Source organism: Actinoplanes sp. CA-252034, assembly GCF_050956125.1.
Taxonomy (GTDB): Bacteria; Actinomycetota; Actinomycetes; order Mycobacteriales; family Micromonosporaceae; genus Actinoplanes.
In genome coordinates this window covers 10,146,091-10,161,228 of sequence record NZ_CP191846.1, presented here as the reverse complement: position 1 = coordinate 10,161,228, position 15,138 = coordinate 10,146,091, and the positions used below count along the sequence as shown (strand labels likewise).

17 protein-coding genes are annotated in these 15,138 nt (G+C 70.5%); 9 read left to right on the top strand and 8 right to left on the bottom strand.

All coding sequences use genetic code 11. The features are described 5' to 3' along the window. Position 1: 1 nt before the first annotated feature. Both ACQPZW_RS45935 and ACQPZW_RS45930 read right to left on the bottom strand, forming a co-directional pair. Positions 2-526, bottom strand: coding sequence for a DUF1003 domain-containing protein (locus tag ACQPZW_RS45935; RefSeq protein ID WP_433792271.1), 525 nt, complete (start codon positions 524-526; stop codon positions 2-4). Then, entirely contained in the window at positions 523-1,788 is a 1,266-nt protein-coding gene (locus ACQPZW_RS45930) for a magnesium transporter MgtE N-terminal domain-containing protein (RefSeq protein ID WP_433792270.1), read from the bottom strand. Before ACQPZW_RS45930 ends, ACQPZW_RS45935 begins: the two co-directional genes overlap by 4 nt. 27 nt (positions 1,789-1,815) lie before the next feature. Here ACQPZW_RS45930 and ACQPZW_RS45925 point away from each other — a divergent pair, with 27 nt between their 5' ends. Next, the gene (locus tag ACQPZW_RS45925; RefSeq protein WP_433792269.1) at positions 1,816-2,685 is read left to right on the top strand and encodes a PhzF family phenazine biosynthesis protein; all 870 of its coding nucleotides are present in this window, start codon (positions 1,816-1,818) and stop codon (positions 2,683-2,685) included. Positions 2,686-2,694: 9 nt separating this feature from the next. Here the strand turns inward: ACQPZW_RS45925 and ACQPZW_RS45920 are convergent, their stop codons facing one another. Both ACQPZW_RS45920 and ACQPZW_RS45915 read right to left on the bottom strand, forming a co-directional pair. Further along, the gene (locus ACQPZW_RS45920; protein WP_433792268.1) at positions 2,695-3,189 is read right to left on the bottom strand and encodes a hypothetical protein; all 495 of its coding nucleotides are present in this window, start codon (positions 3,187-3,189) and stop codon (positions 2,695-2,697) included. Positions 3,190-3,330: 141 nt separating this feature from the next. Beyond that, positions 3,331-4,029 (bottom strand): HAD family hydrolase, encoded by a 699-nt coding sequence (locus tag ACQPZW_RS45915; RefSeq protein WP_433792267.1) that lies wholly within the window; start codon positions 4,027-4,029, stop codon positions 3,331-3,333. Positions 4,030-4,163: 134 nt separating this feature from the next. On the opposite strand from ACQPZW_RS45915, the gene ACQPZW_RS45910 reads away from it, so the two are divergent. From ACQPZW_RS45910 to ACQPZW_RS45900, 3 genes are all read left to right on the top strand, one after another. Continuing rightward, the gene (locus ACQPZW_RS45910; protein WP_433792266.1) at positions 4,164-5,069 is read left to right on the top strand and encodes a DMT family transporter; all 906 of its coding nucleotides are present in this window, start codon (positions 4,164-4,166) and stop codon (positions 5,067-5,069) included. 80 nt (positions 5,070-5,149) lie between these two features. Continuing rightward, the gene (locus tag ACQPZW_RS45905; RefSeq protein ID WP_433792265.1) at positions 5,150-5,770 is read left to right on the top strand and encodes a hypothetical protein; all 621 of its coding nucleotides are present in this window, start codon (positions 5,150-5,152) and stop codon (positions 5,768-5,770) included. A gap of 90 nt (positions 5,771-5,860) precedes the next feature. Further along, positions 5,861-6,799, top strand: coding sequence for an SDR family NAD(P)-dependent oxidoreductase (locus ACQPZW_RS45900; protein WP_433792264.1), 939 nt, complete (start codon positions 5,861-5,863; stop codon positions 6,797-6,799). A 228-nt stretch (positions 6,800-7,027) separates the two neighbouring features. Here ACQPZW_RS45900 and ACQPZW_RS45895 read toward each other — a convergent pair whose 3' ends face one another. The 4 genes from ACQPZW_RS45895 to trxA form a co-directional block, all read right to left on the bottom strand. Beyond that, positions 7,028-7,342, bottom strand: a complete 315-nt coding sequence (locus ACQPZW_RS45895; protein WP_433792263.1) for a DUF4190 domain-containing protein — start codon at positions 7,340-7,342, stop codon at positions 7,028-7,030. 585 nt (positions 7,343-7,927) lie between these two features. Then, positions 7,928-8,335, bottom strand: a complete 408-nt coding sequence (locus tag ACQPZW_RS45890) for a CoA-binding protein (protein ID WP_433792262.1) — start codon at positions 8,333-8,335, stop codon at positions 7,928-7,930. 373 nt (positions 8,336-8,708) lie between these two features. Then, a complete protein-coding gene (locus tag ACQPZW_RS45885; protein WP_433792261.1) occupies positions 8,709-10,628 on the bottom strand; it encodes an intein-containing Rv2578c family radical SAM protein in 1,920 nt (639 codons plus the stop codon). Between the two features lie 125 nt (positions 10,629-10,753). Next, positions 10,754-11,203 carry a thioredoxin gene (gene trxA / locus ACQPZW_RS45880; protein WP_433792260.1) on the bottom strand — a complete coding sequence of 150 codons (450 nt, stop codon included), beginning with the start codon at positions 11,201-11,203 and terminating at the stop codon, positions 10,754-10,756. Between the two features lie 524 nt (positions 11,204-11,727). Here trxA and ACQPZW_RS45875 point away from each other — a divergent pair. The 5 genes from ACQPZW_RS45875 to ACQPZW_RS45855 all read left to right on the top strand — a co-directional run bounded on the left by ACQPZW_RS45875 (position 11,728) and on the right by ACQPZW_RS45855 (position 15,109). Next, entirely contained in the window at positions 11,728-12,360 is a 633-nt protein-coding gene (locus ACQPZW_RS45875) for a TrmH family RNA methyltransferase (RefSeq protein ID WP_433792259.1), read from the top strand. A gap of 123 nt (positions 12,361-12,483) precedes the next feature. Then, entirely contained in the window at positions 12,484-13,101 is a 618-nt protein-coding gene (locus tag ACQPZW_RS45870) for a DUF6758 family protein (protein ID WP_433792258.1), read from the top strand. Between the two features lie 128 nt (positions 13,102-13,229). After that, positions 13,230-13,388, top strand: coding sequence for a hypothetical protein (locus ACQPZW_RS45865; RefSeq protein ID WP_170167336.1), 159 nt, complete (start codon positions 13,230-13,232; stop codon positions 13,386-13,388). Positions 13,389-13,397: 9 nt separating this feature from the next. Beyond that, the gene (locus ACQPZW_RS45860; protein WP_433792257.1) at positions 13,398-14,213 is read left to right on the top strand and encodes a PH domain-containing protein; all 816 of its coding nucleotides are present in this window, start codon (positions 13,398-13,400) and stop codon (positions 14,211-14,213) included. 44 nt (positions 14,214-14,257) lie between these two features. Then, positions 14,258-15,109, top strand: coding sequence for a PHP domain-containing protein (locus tag ACQPZW_RS45855; RefSeq protein WP_433792256.1), 852 nt, complete (start codon positions 14,258-14,260; stop codon positions 15,107-15,109). The last annotated feature ends 29 nt before the right edge of the window (positions 15,110-15,138 follow it).

Sequence of the window (15,138 nt, the reverse complement as noted above, 5' to 3'; positions counted from 1 at the left end):
GTCAGGTGTGCTCCTCGTCCCAGTCCATACGGGCCCGCTTCTCCCGCCTCGACGCCGCCTCATCCAACTCGTCAGCCAGCCGGGAGAGCTCCGAGCGTAGGAAATCCCTGGTGGCGACCTCCCCCAAGGCGATCCGCAGCGCCGCGATCTCCCGGGCCAGGAACTCCGTGTCGGCCTTCTGCATCGCGGCGCGGCGTCGATCCTCCTCCATGGCCAGCCGGTCCCGGTCGGCCTGCCGGTTCTGCGCCAACAGGATCAGCGGCGCGGCGTACGACGCCTGCAGCGACAGGATCAGGGTGAGGAACTGATGCGGATACGGGTCGAAGCGCTTGAGCCCAGCCGGTGCCAGGGAGTTGTACGCGAACCAGCCGGCGATCACCACCGTCATGTAGACGATGAACTTCGCCGTGCCCATGTACCGCGCGATGCTCTCCGACCAGCGGCCGAACGCCTCCGGATCGAATTTCGGCAGCTGCATCCGCCCCGGCTCGCGCGGCTGGTCGAGTCGATCCCTGCGCTCGCTCACGCCGCCCCCTCGTCGTGCGCGTCCCGATCACGCCAGTCCCGCGGCAGCGAGTGGTCCAGCACGTCGTCGACGGTGACCGCGCCCAGCAGCCGGTTCGTCGAGTCCACCACCGGCATCGCCACCAGGTCGTACGTCGCCATCCGCCGGGTGATCTCGAGCAGCCCCGTCTCGGTCCGCAGCGGGTCGATCCCGCTGTCCACCAGCCCGCCCACGATCGACGCCGGTGGCTCCCGCAACAGCCGCTGGAAGTGCACCATGCCCAGGTACTTACCCGTCGGCGTGGCGGCCGGAGCACGGGCCACGAAGACCTGCGCGGCGACCACCGGCGACAGCTCCGGGTTGCGGATCCGGGCCAGTGCCTCGGCGACCGTGGTGTCCGGGGTGAGGATCACCGGCTCCGAGGTCATCACACTGCCCGCGGTGCCCGGCCGGTAGTTCATCAGCTGGCGCACCGGGGCCGCCTCCTCCGGCTCCATCAGGTCCAGCAGCACCGCCTGCTCGGTCATCGGCAGCTCGGCCAGCAGGTCGGCGGCGTCGTCCGGGTCCATCCGCTCCAGCACGTCGGCGGCGCGCTCCCGGTCCAGGTTGACCAGGATCTCCACCTGGTCGTGCTCGGGCAGCTCCTCCAGCACGTCGGCGAGACGCCTGTCGTCGAGAGCGGCGGCCACCTCGTTGCGCCGGGCGTCCGGGAGGTCCTGCAGCGCGTTCGCCATGTCGGCCGGGCGCATCTGGTCGAGCAGGGCGATCAGGTTCGCGGTGCCCTGCGTGTCGGTGGGCCCGATCAGGCCGCGCACCCGGTCGTATTCGGCCTGGTAGACGTGCCCGCGGCGGGCCAGCCGGCCGGTGTGCTCGCGGACCGCCACCCGCGTGATGATCCACTCGGTGTTCCGGTTCAGCTCCATGCCGATGTCCAGCACCGTGCCGGGGTGGTCCGGCTCGTCGCCGTGCTCGACCGTCACCCGGCGGTCCAGCAGATCCTCCAGCACCAGCAGCTCGTTCTGCCGCTTCTCGAACCGCCGCAGGTTCAGCGAACCGGTGCCTAGCACGACGGCCTCCGCATCCATGCTGGTGATCCGCCCGATCGGCAGGAAGATGCGGCGGCGCAGCGCCATCTCGGCGACCAGACCGACCACCTGCGGCGGGCGGTTCGTGGTGCGCAGCCGGACGACGGCGTCACGAACCCGCCCGACACGATCGCCGTTCGGGTCGAACACCGGAAGGTCGGCGAGGCGAGCCAGGTAAACCCTCGTCCCCATGGTCACGACCTCAGATTAGGTTAGGGTCCGGACATGTCCACCGTGGCGTACGAGATCGTCGACGTGTTCACGGACCGGCCCTTCGCCGGCAATCCGCTGGCCGTGGTGTTCGGCGGCGCCGACCTGGGCACCGATCAGATGCAGGCGCTGGCCCGGGAGTTCAACCTTTCGGAGACGGTCTTCCTGCTCCCACCGGTGACGGCCGGGGCGACCCATCGGGTCCGGATCTTCACGCCGACGTCCGAGCTGCCGTTCGCCGGGCATCCCAGCGTCGGCTCGGCGGTCACCGCGGTGCGCCGCGGCCTCCTCGAACCCGGCGAGGTGGTCCAGGAGTGCGGAGCCGGGCTGCTGCCGATCACCGTGACCGCCACGGGCGCGGCCACCCTGACCGGCGCCTCCCCGACGCTCGGCGATCCGCTCGACCCGGCGCCCCTGCTCGCCGCGGCGGGCCTGACGGCCGCCGATCTCGCGGACGGGGCTGCCCCACGCACCGCGGGCTGTGGTCTCGACTGGGTCTTTCTTCCGGTACGCCGTGAGGCGCTCGCCAGAGTGCGGGTCGATCCGCGGGCCGCCGAGGAGGCGGGCTGTGCCGACCTGAGCGTGTTCGCCTGGTCCGGAACCGAGGCCCACGCCAGAGTCTTCTCGTCCACCTGGACCGTCGACGAGGACCCGGCCACCGGATCGGCCGCGCTGGCCCTGGGTGTCTGGCTGGTCGCCGCCGGCCTGCTCCCGCCCGAGGGTGTCTCCACCTATCGCATCCACCAGGGTGCCGAGATGAAACGCCCGTCCCGCCTCGACTGCACGGTGACGGCCTCGGCCGGCGCAGCCGTCTCCACCACGGTCACCGGCCACGTGCAGCCGGTCGCCACCGGCACGATCGCGGTCCCGCCGTTCATCGGGTGACCGAGACGGTCAGCGCTTGGTGACCCGGTGCAGACGGAACGGGCGACGGGTCTCGACACGTGCCGGCGTCTCCCGGGGCGGTGCCGCGTGCGACTCGGACGGCAGATCGGCCGAACCGACCGTGGTCTCGGTAACCGGGGTGAGCCGGACCAGGGCACAGCCGTCGGCCACCCAGCGAGCGACCAACTCCTCGGCCGTGCCGCTGGCGTTGAGTCGCTTGCCGGCGAGCTGCGGCGCGATCTCGGTCCACTCGTCGGAGCCCGGGACGAGCCGTGCCGCCACGGCCTCGGACTGCACGATCAGACCGCCGTGATCACCGCGCAGGCGGACGACGGCGCGTTCGGCCTCGGCCAGCCCGGGAGCGAACTGCTCACCCGGCCCGCTCACCACGACCAGCGACGTCTCGAACGGCATGCACCAGAGCGCGTAGGCCGGCCCGTCCCCGACGGAGACCCAGGCGACGGCCGCCTTCTTGATCGCCTCATCCAGCACCCCAGAGCTCACCGCGCCATCCTCCCACGGCTCCGGAGCCGGGCAACCGGCCCGGCGGTCGCGCTGGGAGCCGGACCGGGCAGCCACCTCGCGCGGTGGCCCCGGTACGCGGTGGACTGCGGTCGTCCGGCCCATGGCCGTACCCCCGATGGTCTAGAGAAGCGCCGGGACCGGGTCCAGGAGGGCCAGGACGTCGGTGAGGGAACGCACCGTCCGCCCCGCGAAGTTGGTGTCGGCGTCGAAGACGAGATGGTTGGCGAGATCAGGAGCGGCCAGCCGGACCGGGGTCATGCCGACGGCCGCGGCCCCGGTCAGCTCGTGGCTGCCCCCGTCGCCGACGTAGAGGCAGTCCTGTGGGGCGACGCCCAGCCGGTCGCACGCGGCCAGGTAGATCTCCGGGTCCGGTTTGCAGACACCCAGCTCGACCGAGTAGATCTGAGCGTCCAGCAGCGGGGCCACGGCGAGACCGGGCAGAAAGGCGGGGAGCTCGTGGGTGCAGTCACTGACCACCGCGGTGCGCACGCCACGGCTTCGGATGGCGGTCAGGGCGCTGACCGCTTCCGGTCGCAGTTGTGTGTCGGCGCGCAGCGCGTCGATCCGGGCCGGCATCGCGGCACGGATCGCCCCGGGGCGCGGTCGGCCGCCGGCCTGTTCGATGACCCAGCGGAGGGTCGCCTCGGCAGAGCCGTAACGACCGCAGGCGCGGGCCCGGAAGGTTCGGTCGAGGACGCCGGTGACGGCCTCGGGATCGGCGCCGAGAGACCGGGCGATCGCCGCGTGCTGGGGGCCACGCTGGACAGACCGGGTCAAAGTGCCGAAAAAGTCAAACACGACCGCACGGTACGCGGGCATGTAAATCGTCCTCCCGGACATCGAGGGATGGAAACGGGCGGTAAGCCGTCGGTGACTGTAGCGAGTCCGTCACTGTCGGCCAATAGACAGTTACCAAGTGCACTGGGCGGCCACGCAAGAAGCGATGGCCGGGGATGAATGTGCGTTCATCGGCTCAAGTGGCCGCTCCGACGGCCGTCGCCCTGACCGTCGCGGTGCTCGCCGTCTCCTCCTCCGCGCCGCTCATCGCGTTCGCGGCCGCCCCGGCGCTGGCGATCGCGTTCTGGCGCAACAGCCTCGCCACCCTGGTGCTGACCCCGATCGCGCTGGGCCCGCGCCGGGCGGAGGTGCGCAAGGCGGCCCGCGGCTCGGCCGGATTGTTCTGCGTGCTGGCCGGCATCGCGCTGGCCGCACACTTCGCGACCTGGATGCCCAGCGTGCAGCTCGGCTCGGTGGCCACGGCGACCGCGCTGGTCGCGACCCAGCCGGTGTGGCAGGGCCTGATCGCCGCGGCACAGGGGCGGCGCCCGTCGACGGCCCAGTGGCTGGGCATCGGGCTGGCGGTGGCGGGCGCGGCCTGGGCGACCGGCGTCGACCTCGGAGTGTCCTCGCAGGCCGTCCTCGCCGACGTGCTGGCGCTGCTCGGGGCGCTCGCGGCGGCCGTGTACACGGCGCTCGGCGAGCGGGCCCGTGCCGAGTTGAGCACCACCACGTACACCTGGGTCTGTTACGGCACGTGCGCGGTGCTGCTGCTCGCCGGCTGTCTGGCCTTCGGGGTGAACCTGACCGGCTACGACGGGCGGACCTGGGCGGCGATCCTGGCCCTGGTGGCCGGCGCACAGCTGCTCGGGCACTCGATGTTCAACTACGCGCTGCAGCGCACCTCGGCGACCACCGTCAGCGTGCTGATCCTGCTGGAGGTGCCCGGCGCGGCCTTCCTCGCGTGGTGGTGGCTGGGCCAGACGCCGCGTGCGGAGTCGTTGCCGGGGCTGTTCCTGCTGGTGGCGGGGGTCGCGGTGGTCATTCTCGGGCAGGCCTCTTTCAAGCTAATTCGTCGCTGATGTAACGGATCCTCCCTGTCGATGGCGGAACGTCGACAGTTGCCGCTCGTTGTGCCGGGCGGGTATTGAAGGGGGATGCGATGCATCGCGAACGAGTGGTCCGGCTGCTCCTCGCCGGGGCTCTCGTCATGACGGCGCCCGGCTGTGCCTCCGACGACGACGCCGATTCGGCGCAGCCACCCGGCCCGACCGGCGGCTGGCGGACGGCGGGCTGTGAGTTCGACCGCCCACCCCAGTTCACGACGGTCGGCGCCCGGCGGCTCCCGGCGACGCCGCCGCGGCTCGCCGCCGCGATGGAGCGGATCGACCGGGGCGGGCGTGAGCGGTTCGCCGACAGCTTCGCGGGCCTGGAGGTCGATCAGGCGAGGGTACGGGCGATCGTGTACCGGGTTCCGTCAGTGGCCTTCGACGCCTTCATCAGGAGCACCGCCGAGGACACCTGCATCGTGGTTCGTGACGCCGCCCACGCCGTCGCCGAGCTCACCGTGTGGCACGACCGGGTGGTGGCCGACCTTCCGTACTGGTCGGCACAGGGCATCCGGATAACCACGGTGGGTAGTCGGCACGATGGTGTGGGCCTCGAGATCGGCACCACGGATCTGGAGGCGACACGCCGCGCCCTCCACGCCCGATACGGTGAGGAAGCCCCGTTCGTGCTGGTGGAGGAGGGTCCCGTGCGTCCGCTCAGCACCGGTTCCTAGCCGGCTGTAGCGCTGTCGGATTGCGGTCGCCGAGAACGCCACAGTGACACGATGTTTGCCCCGGCCTGCCGGAGCAGGCAGGATCGCCGCATGGTCTTCGACGCCCGTTCCACCGGGGGCAGCCCGTCCCGGCGCGACACCACACGCCCCACCGCCGGCCGGCCACCCCGATCCGGCACGCCCGGCACGGACGCTGATCGCCCCTCCGGCTCCGACATGCAGGACCTGGTCGAGGCCGAGCTCGTCGAGGTGTCCGGCGACGCGCCCGTCACGCTCCGCCTCGACGGGAAGGTCGCCCTGGTCACCGGTGCCGGCAGCCCCGACGGGATCGGCTATGCGACGGCCCGTCGCCTCCGTGACCTCGGCGCCCGGGTGGCGATCGTGTCCACCACCCGCCGCATCCACGACCGGGCCACCGAGCTCGGCGTGACCGGCTTCGTGGCCGATCTCACCGACGAGTCCGAGGTCGGCGCCCTCGCCGACGCCATCGCCGACCAACTCGGCGAAGTCGAGGTGCTGGTCAACAACGCCGGCCTGGCGAGCCGGGCCAGCCCCGAGGTGCTCCGGCCGGTCGCCCAGCTGACCTACGACGAGTGGAAGGCGGAGATCGACCGCAACCTGAGCACCGCGTTCCTGTGCAGCCGCGCGTTCTGCGGCAGCATGTCGGAGCAGGGCTGGGGCCGGATCGTGAACCTCGCCGCCACCGCCGGCCCGGTCAACGCGCTCCCCACCGAAGCCGCCTACGCCGCGGCGAAAGCCGGTGTGGTCGGCCTGACCCGAGCGCTGGCCATGGAGTTGGTCGCCGACGGCATCAACGTCAACTGCGTGGCGCCCGGCACGATCTACACCGCCGCGTCCACGGTGACCGAGATCAAGCAGGGCCTGGGTACGCCGATCGGCCGTCCCGGCACCCCTGACGAGGTCGCCGCCGCGGTGGCGTTCCTCTGCTCGCCGGCCGCGTCGTACATCACCGGCCAGATGCTCGTCGTCGACGGCGGCAACAGCGTGCGCGAGGCCCAGTTCCGCTGACCGTCCCCGGGAGGATCGGAACATCCGGCCCCGGTGGCGCGCCCACAAGCGTGCCGCCCGGGGCCGGTTCATCAGATCCTCACGGACGGCGTGCCTTGCGGATGCGTGCCTCACGGACGGCGTGCCTCACGGATGGCGTGCCTCACGGATGGCGTGCCTTGCGGATGGCGTGCCTTGCGGATGGCGTGCCTTGGGGACCGAATTGTCAGATCCCCGCGGACGGTCCGCTCAGAACCAGAGGAACGTGCCCCGCGTGAAGACCCAGAAGAACCCGACGGCGTAGAAGATCACCACCAGCAGGCTGACCACCGTGACGATGTAGCCGACCCACAGCCCCGCCACCGCCAGCCCCTCGCCGGCCTCACGGGTCTGCCGGATCTGCTTCTTCGCCAGGTGGCCCAGCACGATGCCGGCCGGTGCGCTCACACAGGTCAAAGGACCGAGAACCGAACACACCAGCGACGCGATGGCGAGCACGTTGGTGTTCTGCGACGGCCCGTACGGGGCGCCGTACCCGGACGGCCCGAACGGCGACTTGTCCACCGGCGGAGGGGGATGATGTCCCGGCGGCGGACCGTAGCCTCCACCACCGTACGGCGCGGGAAGCGTGTGCCCCGATCCGCCATACGGGGGCGGACTCACCGGCGGATACGGCATCGTCGGCTCCGGCATCGTCGGATCCGGCATCGTCCGATCCAGCGGAGGCGGCTCAAACGGACCCACCGGCCGGTAGGGGTCCGGTTGTTGATAAGGATCCGGTGGGTAACTCATGGAACGTCCTCCTCGAGTCCTCGCACCGCGCCGCGGGTGAGGGACTCGGACAGCCTACGAGCGCGTGTCACCAGCCTTTTCCTCTCCGGCAAACCCCGTGAGCCACCCCACCGCCCGACCCCACACCGACAACGCCGCTGGCACTTGGCCACGCCGCCTCGCATCGATCACGCAGCCTCGTAGCCTCATGCCGACCATGCGGGCCGCCAAGCAGCCCCTCTCGGGCCGACTCTGCCCCCAGCACTCGGCCTATATCGGGCGGGCCGTGCCGGCAGACCGGGTCCGCTCAGCCTGACCACCTGAGTCGACCCGCCGAGCCGTTTCGCTCCGGCGGGGTCGACGGCCGGCCAGGTCGGGTCAGGCTGCCCGGCTGAGGCGGCCGACCGCGCGCTCGACGGCGATGCACCGGTCCTCGATGTAGTCGATGCCGGCCTCCTCGGCGAGCCGGCGTGCCTCGGCCGAGACGATGCCGCTCTGCAGCCACACCGCGGGCGCGTTGACGGCGATGGCCTGCCGCACGATGTCCACGGCGTCACGGGCGGGGCGGAACACATTGACCAGATCGACGGGCTCACCCAGATCGGCGAGTGTGGGCACCGCCCGGACACCGAAGATCTCGTCGACGAACGGGTTGACCGGCAGAATCCGCCAGCCGTGCCGGATCATCTGCAACGGCACGGTGTGGGACGGCTTGTAGGCATCGCGGGACGCCCCCACCACCGCGATGACCTTCGCCTCCGCCAGGATCTGCTGGGCACTCCGCATACGTCAACTCTATGCCGCACATCCGCCACAGCCGATCGAGCCGCTCGCGTCCTCCATCACAGCCGACCCACCCGCAGGTGCCTCCGCCACGGCCGTCGACCTGCCCACTCTCAACCTCACCCCGGCCAGCCCTCGACCCGCCGCCACAGCCGACGACCCATCCCTCTTCGCGTCAACCCCGGATCCGCCGCGGACCCGCCATGGCGAGCGCCCACCGGCGGCGCGCGTCTCGACGAGATGGGAGGGCCTGCTGCCGCCGGCTCGTGAGCCGTGGTGCCCGGGCTGGAGGCCGCCGTCGCCGGCCTGTGGTCGGGGTGATCGGGAGGTGACTGTCGCCGGCTCGTGAGCCCGGGTTCGCCGGGTCGGGAGGCCGTTACAGGAGGGTGAGCTGGTCGGAGGTGGCCGGCGGGGTGGGCATCTCGCGGGCTGTGGTCGGGGTGGCATTGTGCAGGCCGTGCCGGCGCGCTGCCATCCGGACTCGGGCGCCGATCTCCTCCTGGTAGGCCCGTGGCAGGTAGGAGCCGTTGCCGAACAGCTCCCGATAGCGTGACCGCAGATGCGGGTGCTCCCGGCCGATCCACGACGCATACCACTCGCGGGCGCCGGGGCGCAGGTGCAGCGCGAGCGGGGTGACGCCGGTGGCTCCGGCCGCGGCGATCTCCGCCACCGTCTCGTCGATCGACTCCTCGGTGTCGGTGAGCCCGGGCAGGATCGGCGCCATCAGCACGCCGACCCGGAACCCGGCGTCGGTGAGCCGGCGCACCGCGTCCAGGCGGCGGCGTGGGCTGGGGGTGCCGGGCTCGGCGGTGCGCCAGACCGTCTCGTCGACGAAGCCGACCGAGAACGACAGCCCCACCCTGGTCACCTCGGCGGCCTGCCGGAGCAGGTCGAGGTCGCGCAGGATCAGCGTGCCCTTGGTCAGGATCGAGAACGGGTTGGCGTGGTCGCGCAGCGCCGCCAGGATCTCCGGCATCAACCGGTAACGCCCCTCGGCCCGCTGGTAGACGTCGACGTTGGTGCCCATCGCGATCGGCGCGCCGGACCACTTCGGATCGCGCAACTCCCGGCGGATCAGCTCGCCCGCATTCACCTTCACCACCACGCGGGTGTCGAAGTCGTGGCCGGCGTCCAGATCGAGGTAGGTGTGCGTGTTGCGGGCGAAGCAGTTGTGGCTGACCACACCGTCGGCGATGAAGTCGCCGGTGCCGGTGGAGATGTCGAACAGCGGCAGCGTGAGGCCGAGGTCCTCGATGTCGACCACGGCGAGCCGGCGCTCCTGGCGCACGCCCACTCCGGAGGCGTCCAGCGGCTCCATCGATGCGCCGGTCAGATGCCGGAAGCGCAGGGCGGCGTCGAGGTGCCGCTCGGTCTCCACCCGGCCGGCCGTACCGGGCCGGATCGGGCCGGGGCCCCGGGCGATCAGGCCGAGGTGGGTCAGCGCCTCGGCCACCCGTCGCAGGTAGGGCGCGTCGCCGCAGGAGAAGGTGACGGTCAGCCGGTCGGTGTGGCCCACCGCGCCGAAGGCCCCGGCGAGGAAGCCCCGGAACCAGTCGCTCGTCGGCGTCTCGGGCCAACGGACCGCCTCGGTCAGCGAGACGTCGTCGAGATAGCCGTCGGCGCGGACCCAGGCGTCGCTCTCCACCGCCGTGCCGCCGTCGGCCGCATCACCCCGGACCAGCCCGCAGACGAAACCGGCCTGATAGTCGGGCGACTCCTTGGGCGGGTCGGCGAAGCGGCCGACCCCGAGCATCAGGTCGCCGATCGCGAGGGCCGGCTGGTGTGGCTCGGCGGGGCTGATGTGCCGCCAGCCCCGGTCGGTGAGGAACCTGTGGTCGCCGCTGCCGACCAGCCGCGTGCCGTCGGCCAGGGTGACCCGGAAGGCGGGCTTGCTCGTCTCCCAGTGGTCGAGCACCGTGGTCGGCACGTAACGGCGGTGCGCCCCGGCGCCCATGGTGCCCATCACCGCGTCGCCGGGGCGGATCTGCGCCAGCGGCCTGGTGGAGCCGTCGGCGAGCAGGATCGGCGTGTCTCCGGCCAGGCAGTAGGTGCAGGCGTGGGAGCAGCCGCGATAGGGGTTGACGGTCCACTCGAACGGCACCCGCGATCGCCCCGGAACCCGGTTGATCAGGGATTTCGCTCGCACCTCGTAGAAGGTCATGCCCGCGAACCCCGGCGTGTCGAAGGTGCGGACGGTCGCGCCGGGCAGCGCCAGCGGCAGGGGTGGAGCCGCCGGCGCCGCCCTGTCCAGGAGCGTGGCGTCACCGGGCTGAGCCGACAGATGGGACCATCGCATGGCGAGTATTAGAACACACGTTCGACTCCGCGCACACGGCTGTCCTCGAACAGGTGTACACAACGGAGCGTACGCCGAAAGGCCCGCGGATCGGGCGATCCACGGGCCTTCGGTTCAGTGCTGTGTCAGCTGCGGCCTGCCGCGGCTTCCTCCTTGGCCGGCGCCGCGGGCGCCTTCTCCGCGGGGGTGGCCTCGGCGGTCTCGCCGTGCGCGCCCTTGCGGTGTGCGGCCATCTGCTCGCGCACCTCGTCCATGTCGAGCTCCTCGACCTTTTCGATCAGGCTCTCCAGGGACGTCTCCGGAAGCGCTCCGGGCTGGGCGAAGACGACGACCCCGTCGCGGATCGCCATGATCGTCGGGATCGACCTGATGTCGAACTTGGCCGCGAGCAACTGCTCGGCCTCGGTGTCGACCTTTCCGAAGGTGATCTCCGGGTGCTTCTCCGAGGAGCGCTCGTAGGTCGGCGCGAAGCGGACGCAGGGCCCGCACCAGCTGGCCCAGAAGTCGACAAGGACGATGCCGTCCTTGCTGGTGACCTCGTCGAAGTTCGCTGTGGTCAGCGTAACCGTCGCCATGATGCCTCCGTCTGCGGGAATCGCTTTCGTCGGGTGAAACTCCGGGTACCCGTTACTCATTCCCGTACTGAGCGCCGCGACACGTGGTGTGCGGCACGTTCCGGGTTTCACACCCGCAAACGACACGGGCGCCTCATGGTAACTGAAAGTAGGCGCCTGGTGTCTGGTTGCTGACACGTTCGGGTAGGTGCTTCAGCGCAGGATCTTATGATCTAGGCGATTTGCCCAGGCTGTGCCGCGCGGATGGGAGCGATCCCGAGTTGACGTGGAAATAGTTAACTAACCTAAATGTGAGCTGGCTCACAAACGAAAGTCCTTCACATGGATACGGACGGTGAGGCAAACTCTTTCCCAACAGAGCGTGGGCGGCGGGTGCCGGGGAGGGCCCCGCCGCTCATTGCGTCTCCTGCCGTTTGATCCGGCATTCTCACTCGTCTATTCCGGCCGTGCGTCTCATCCGGCCAGGCGTCTCCTCCGTGATCACCCGCCGGTGGCTCGCAACCGAATCGGTAGCCTAACGCCCCATGACCGTGGGCGAGGACCATTTCACCGAGGTCGGCGTGGGCCCGTGGGCGGGTGAGCGGCCGGCCGGCGACCACTGGGATCCCGAGTTGCTGGAGCACGGTGACCGGCGCAACGTGGTGGACCGGTACCGCTACTGGACCCGTGAGGCCGTGGTGGCCGACCTCGACACGCGCCGGCACGGATTCCACGTCGCGATCGAGAACTGGCAGCACGACTTCAACATCGGCACGGTGGTACGCAACGCCAACGCCTTCCTCGCCGCCGAGGTGCACATCGTGGGCCGCCGCCGCTGGAACCGCCGTGGCGCCATGGTCACCGACCGGTACCAGCACGTGCGGCACCACCCGGCGATCGAGGACTTCGTGGCCTGGGCGGCGGCTGAGGACCTGCCGGTGATCGGCATCGACAACCTCCCCGGCTCACGCCCGATGGAGACGACCACGCTGCCCCGGCGCTGTGTGCTCCTCTTCGGCCAGGAGGGCCCGGGGCTCTCCGATGCGGCCCGTGCGGCCTGCGCCCAGCTCTTCTCGATCGCCCAGTACGGCTCCACGCGCTCGATCAACGCCGGTGTGGCCAGCGGAATCGCCATGCACGCGTGGATCCGGGCGCACGGCGGGCCGCCCCCGGAGTGACCTGGATCGGCCCGTCTTCGGCCGATTCGCTTGACGGCGCGCCGCGCGACCAGCACGGTATGGAGTGTGGGTGTCACGGTGAGTTGCCCTAGGTGCGCTGCTCAGGTCCGCAAGCCGGATCTGATGCACAGCAACTGGCGTTGCGACGACTGTGGCGACGTTCCGCCGTTCCACGTCGCCGAGCACATCAGCGCGGAGATAGTCGGAACGGTGCTGCGGGAGTCGGCGTCGAGCGCGGAGCGGATGCCGCTCTGGTGTCCCTGGCCGCTGCCCTCCGGGTGGATGGTCACCGGGGTGGGCTGGTCAGGCGACGACCGGTTCGGGGTTCGGGCCACGGTGCTCGCCTGCAGCGGCCCGGAGCCGCTCGGTGGTGGGCCCGCGGACCTGATCCTGATCGCCGAGCAACCCGGTGTCGGACTGGGCACGCGCTTCGCCGGCATTCCCGGGCTGGACCCCGGGCACCTGCTCTCCGAGGCGCTCGCCGATCGTGGCTCCCATGCCGGTCCACATGCGAAGATCAAGGCGGCCGGGCACCCCACTCCACTGTGGTGTGTCAAGTCGCCGGAGGATCGCAGTGCGTACGTGAGTGAGGCAAAAGGAATGTGGCTGTATGCGGTAGCGTGGCCCGCGAGTGCGGGCTATCTTCTCGCGGAGCACGTCGTCCTGCACGATCTCTCCGAGGGAGTGCCGCCCGAGCTCGTCTTCGGGGCGCCGTCGCCCTACCTGCACGGTCGTGCCTGATCCCTCGGGTGTGACCTGCCCCTTGGCAATCGACTTTCTGGCCACTTTGTTCACACGAAGCGACGAAGCTGATACCGTCGGTATTGCCGCGGCGCTGAACGTAACCCGCACCGGAGGAGAAGGCCCCCATGGTCAAGAAGGTCCTCACCTGGCTTGGTATTGCATTCTTGATCTTCTTCATCGCCTTCAACCCGACCGCCGCGGCGTCGGTGTTCGAGTCACTCGGAGGCACGATCGCGGACATCGCCGAGGGCTTCGGCACGTTCTTCACCGACCTCGTCGCATAGCATCTCTACATGGATCCTGGTGAGCCGCGCGACTTGCGAGGTGAGGGTGCACGTCGCCCTCAGGACGATGACGACAGCTACGGGTGGCGTGACCCCTCGCTGGCCGACGATCCTGATTACCCGGACGGCGAGCCCTTTGAGGACGATCCGGCGTACGGGCGGCGCCGCCGCTCAGCCGACGACGTCTTCGACGAGACGGACGAGTACCAGGCGCCCAGCTTCACCGCTGAGGAGCTCGAGGGGCTCGACCGCGGTGGTGGCCCGCGCCGCTTCCTGCCGTTGGAGGACGAGCCGACCACGCTCGTCGCGCGATACCTGTTCCCCACCGAGCGCTATCGCGGTGAGTGGAAACGGCACTGGATCCACCTGGCCAAGCCGATCGGCATCGGCGCCGCCGCCACGCTCGTCCTCGGCTACCTCGCCGGCTTCCTGACCAAGCAGAACATCAACGGCCTGGTCACCGTGGCCGTGCTGATCTGGCTCGGCGTGATCAGCTGGGTGGCATGGGAGGTCTTCGACTGGTATTTCGACAGGTTCATCCTCACCAACAAGCGCGTGATGGTGGTCAACGGGATCATCACCCGCAAGGTGGCGATGATGCCCCTCCTCCGGGTGACCGACATGAAGTACGAGCAGTCCGCTCTCGGTCGCATGCTCAGCTACGGCACGTTCGTCCTGGAGTCAGCCGGCCAGGACCAGGCGTTGCGCGAGGTCAAGCACCTGCCCAACCCCAACGAGCTCTACCTGCGCGTGGTCGAGGAGATGTACGAGCCGCAGGCGGTCGAGGCACGGCTCGGCAAGGACGACGAGGGCGACGACGCCTGACCTGGGCGCCGCCCACGGTGGCGTCCAGCGGTAACCTGACGGTGATGACCAGTATCGACCTGCACTGTCACTCCACCGCCAGCGACGGCACGCTCACCCCGGCCGAACTGGTCAGAGCCGGGGCCGCCGCCGGGCTCGACGTCATGGCGATCACCGACCACGACACCACCGGCGGCTGGGACGAGGCGGCCGCGGCCCGGCCCGAGGGGCTGCGGTTGGTCCGTGGCGCCGAGCTGTCCTGCCGCTGGCACGGCGCCGATCCCGCCATCCCGCTGCACCTGCTGGCCTACCTGTTCGATCCGGCCGAGCCGGTGCTCGCGGCCGAGCTGACTCGGCTGCGCGACGACCGGGAGCAGCGCGGTGAGCGGATCGTCGCCAAACTGCGGGCCGACGGCGTGCCGATCACCTGGGACGAGGTGTGGGGATATGCGGCCGGCGGCTCGGTGGGACGACCACACATCGCACAGGCGCTGATCCGGGCCGGCCTGGTCAAGACCACCAACGAGGCCTTCGAGTCCGCGTGGCTGGGCGCCCGGTACTTCGTACCGAAGTCTGATCTTGATGTTTTCGATGCGGTCCGGGCCGTTCGGGAAGCCGGCGGGGTCGCGGTCTTCGCCCATCCGCGGGCGACCAAACGCGGCCGGGTGGTGCCCGACGAGCTGATCGCCGCCTTGGCCGAGGCCGGCCTCTTCGGCCTGGAGGCCGACCACGAGGACCACTCGCCCACCGAGCGGGCGCAGGTCAGAGCACTCGCCGAACGGCTCGGCCTCGTGGTCACCGGGTCCTCCGACTTCCATGGCACACACAAGACCGTCCGACTCGGCGCGTTCAAAACCGACCTCGAGATGTACGAGAAGATCGTCGCCGCAGCCTCCGGGGTGACGGTCCTCGGGTGACGCTCGCCGCACCCGACTGCGCCGACGGG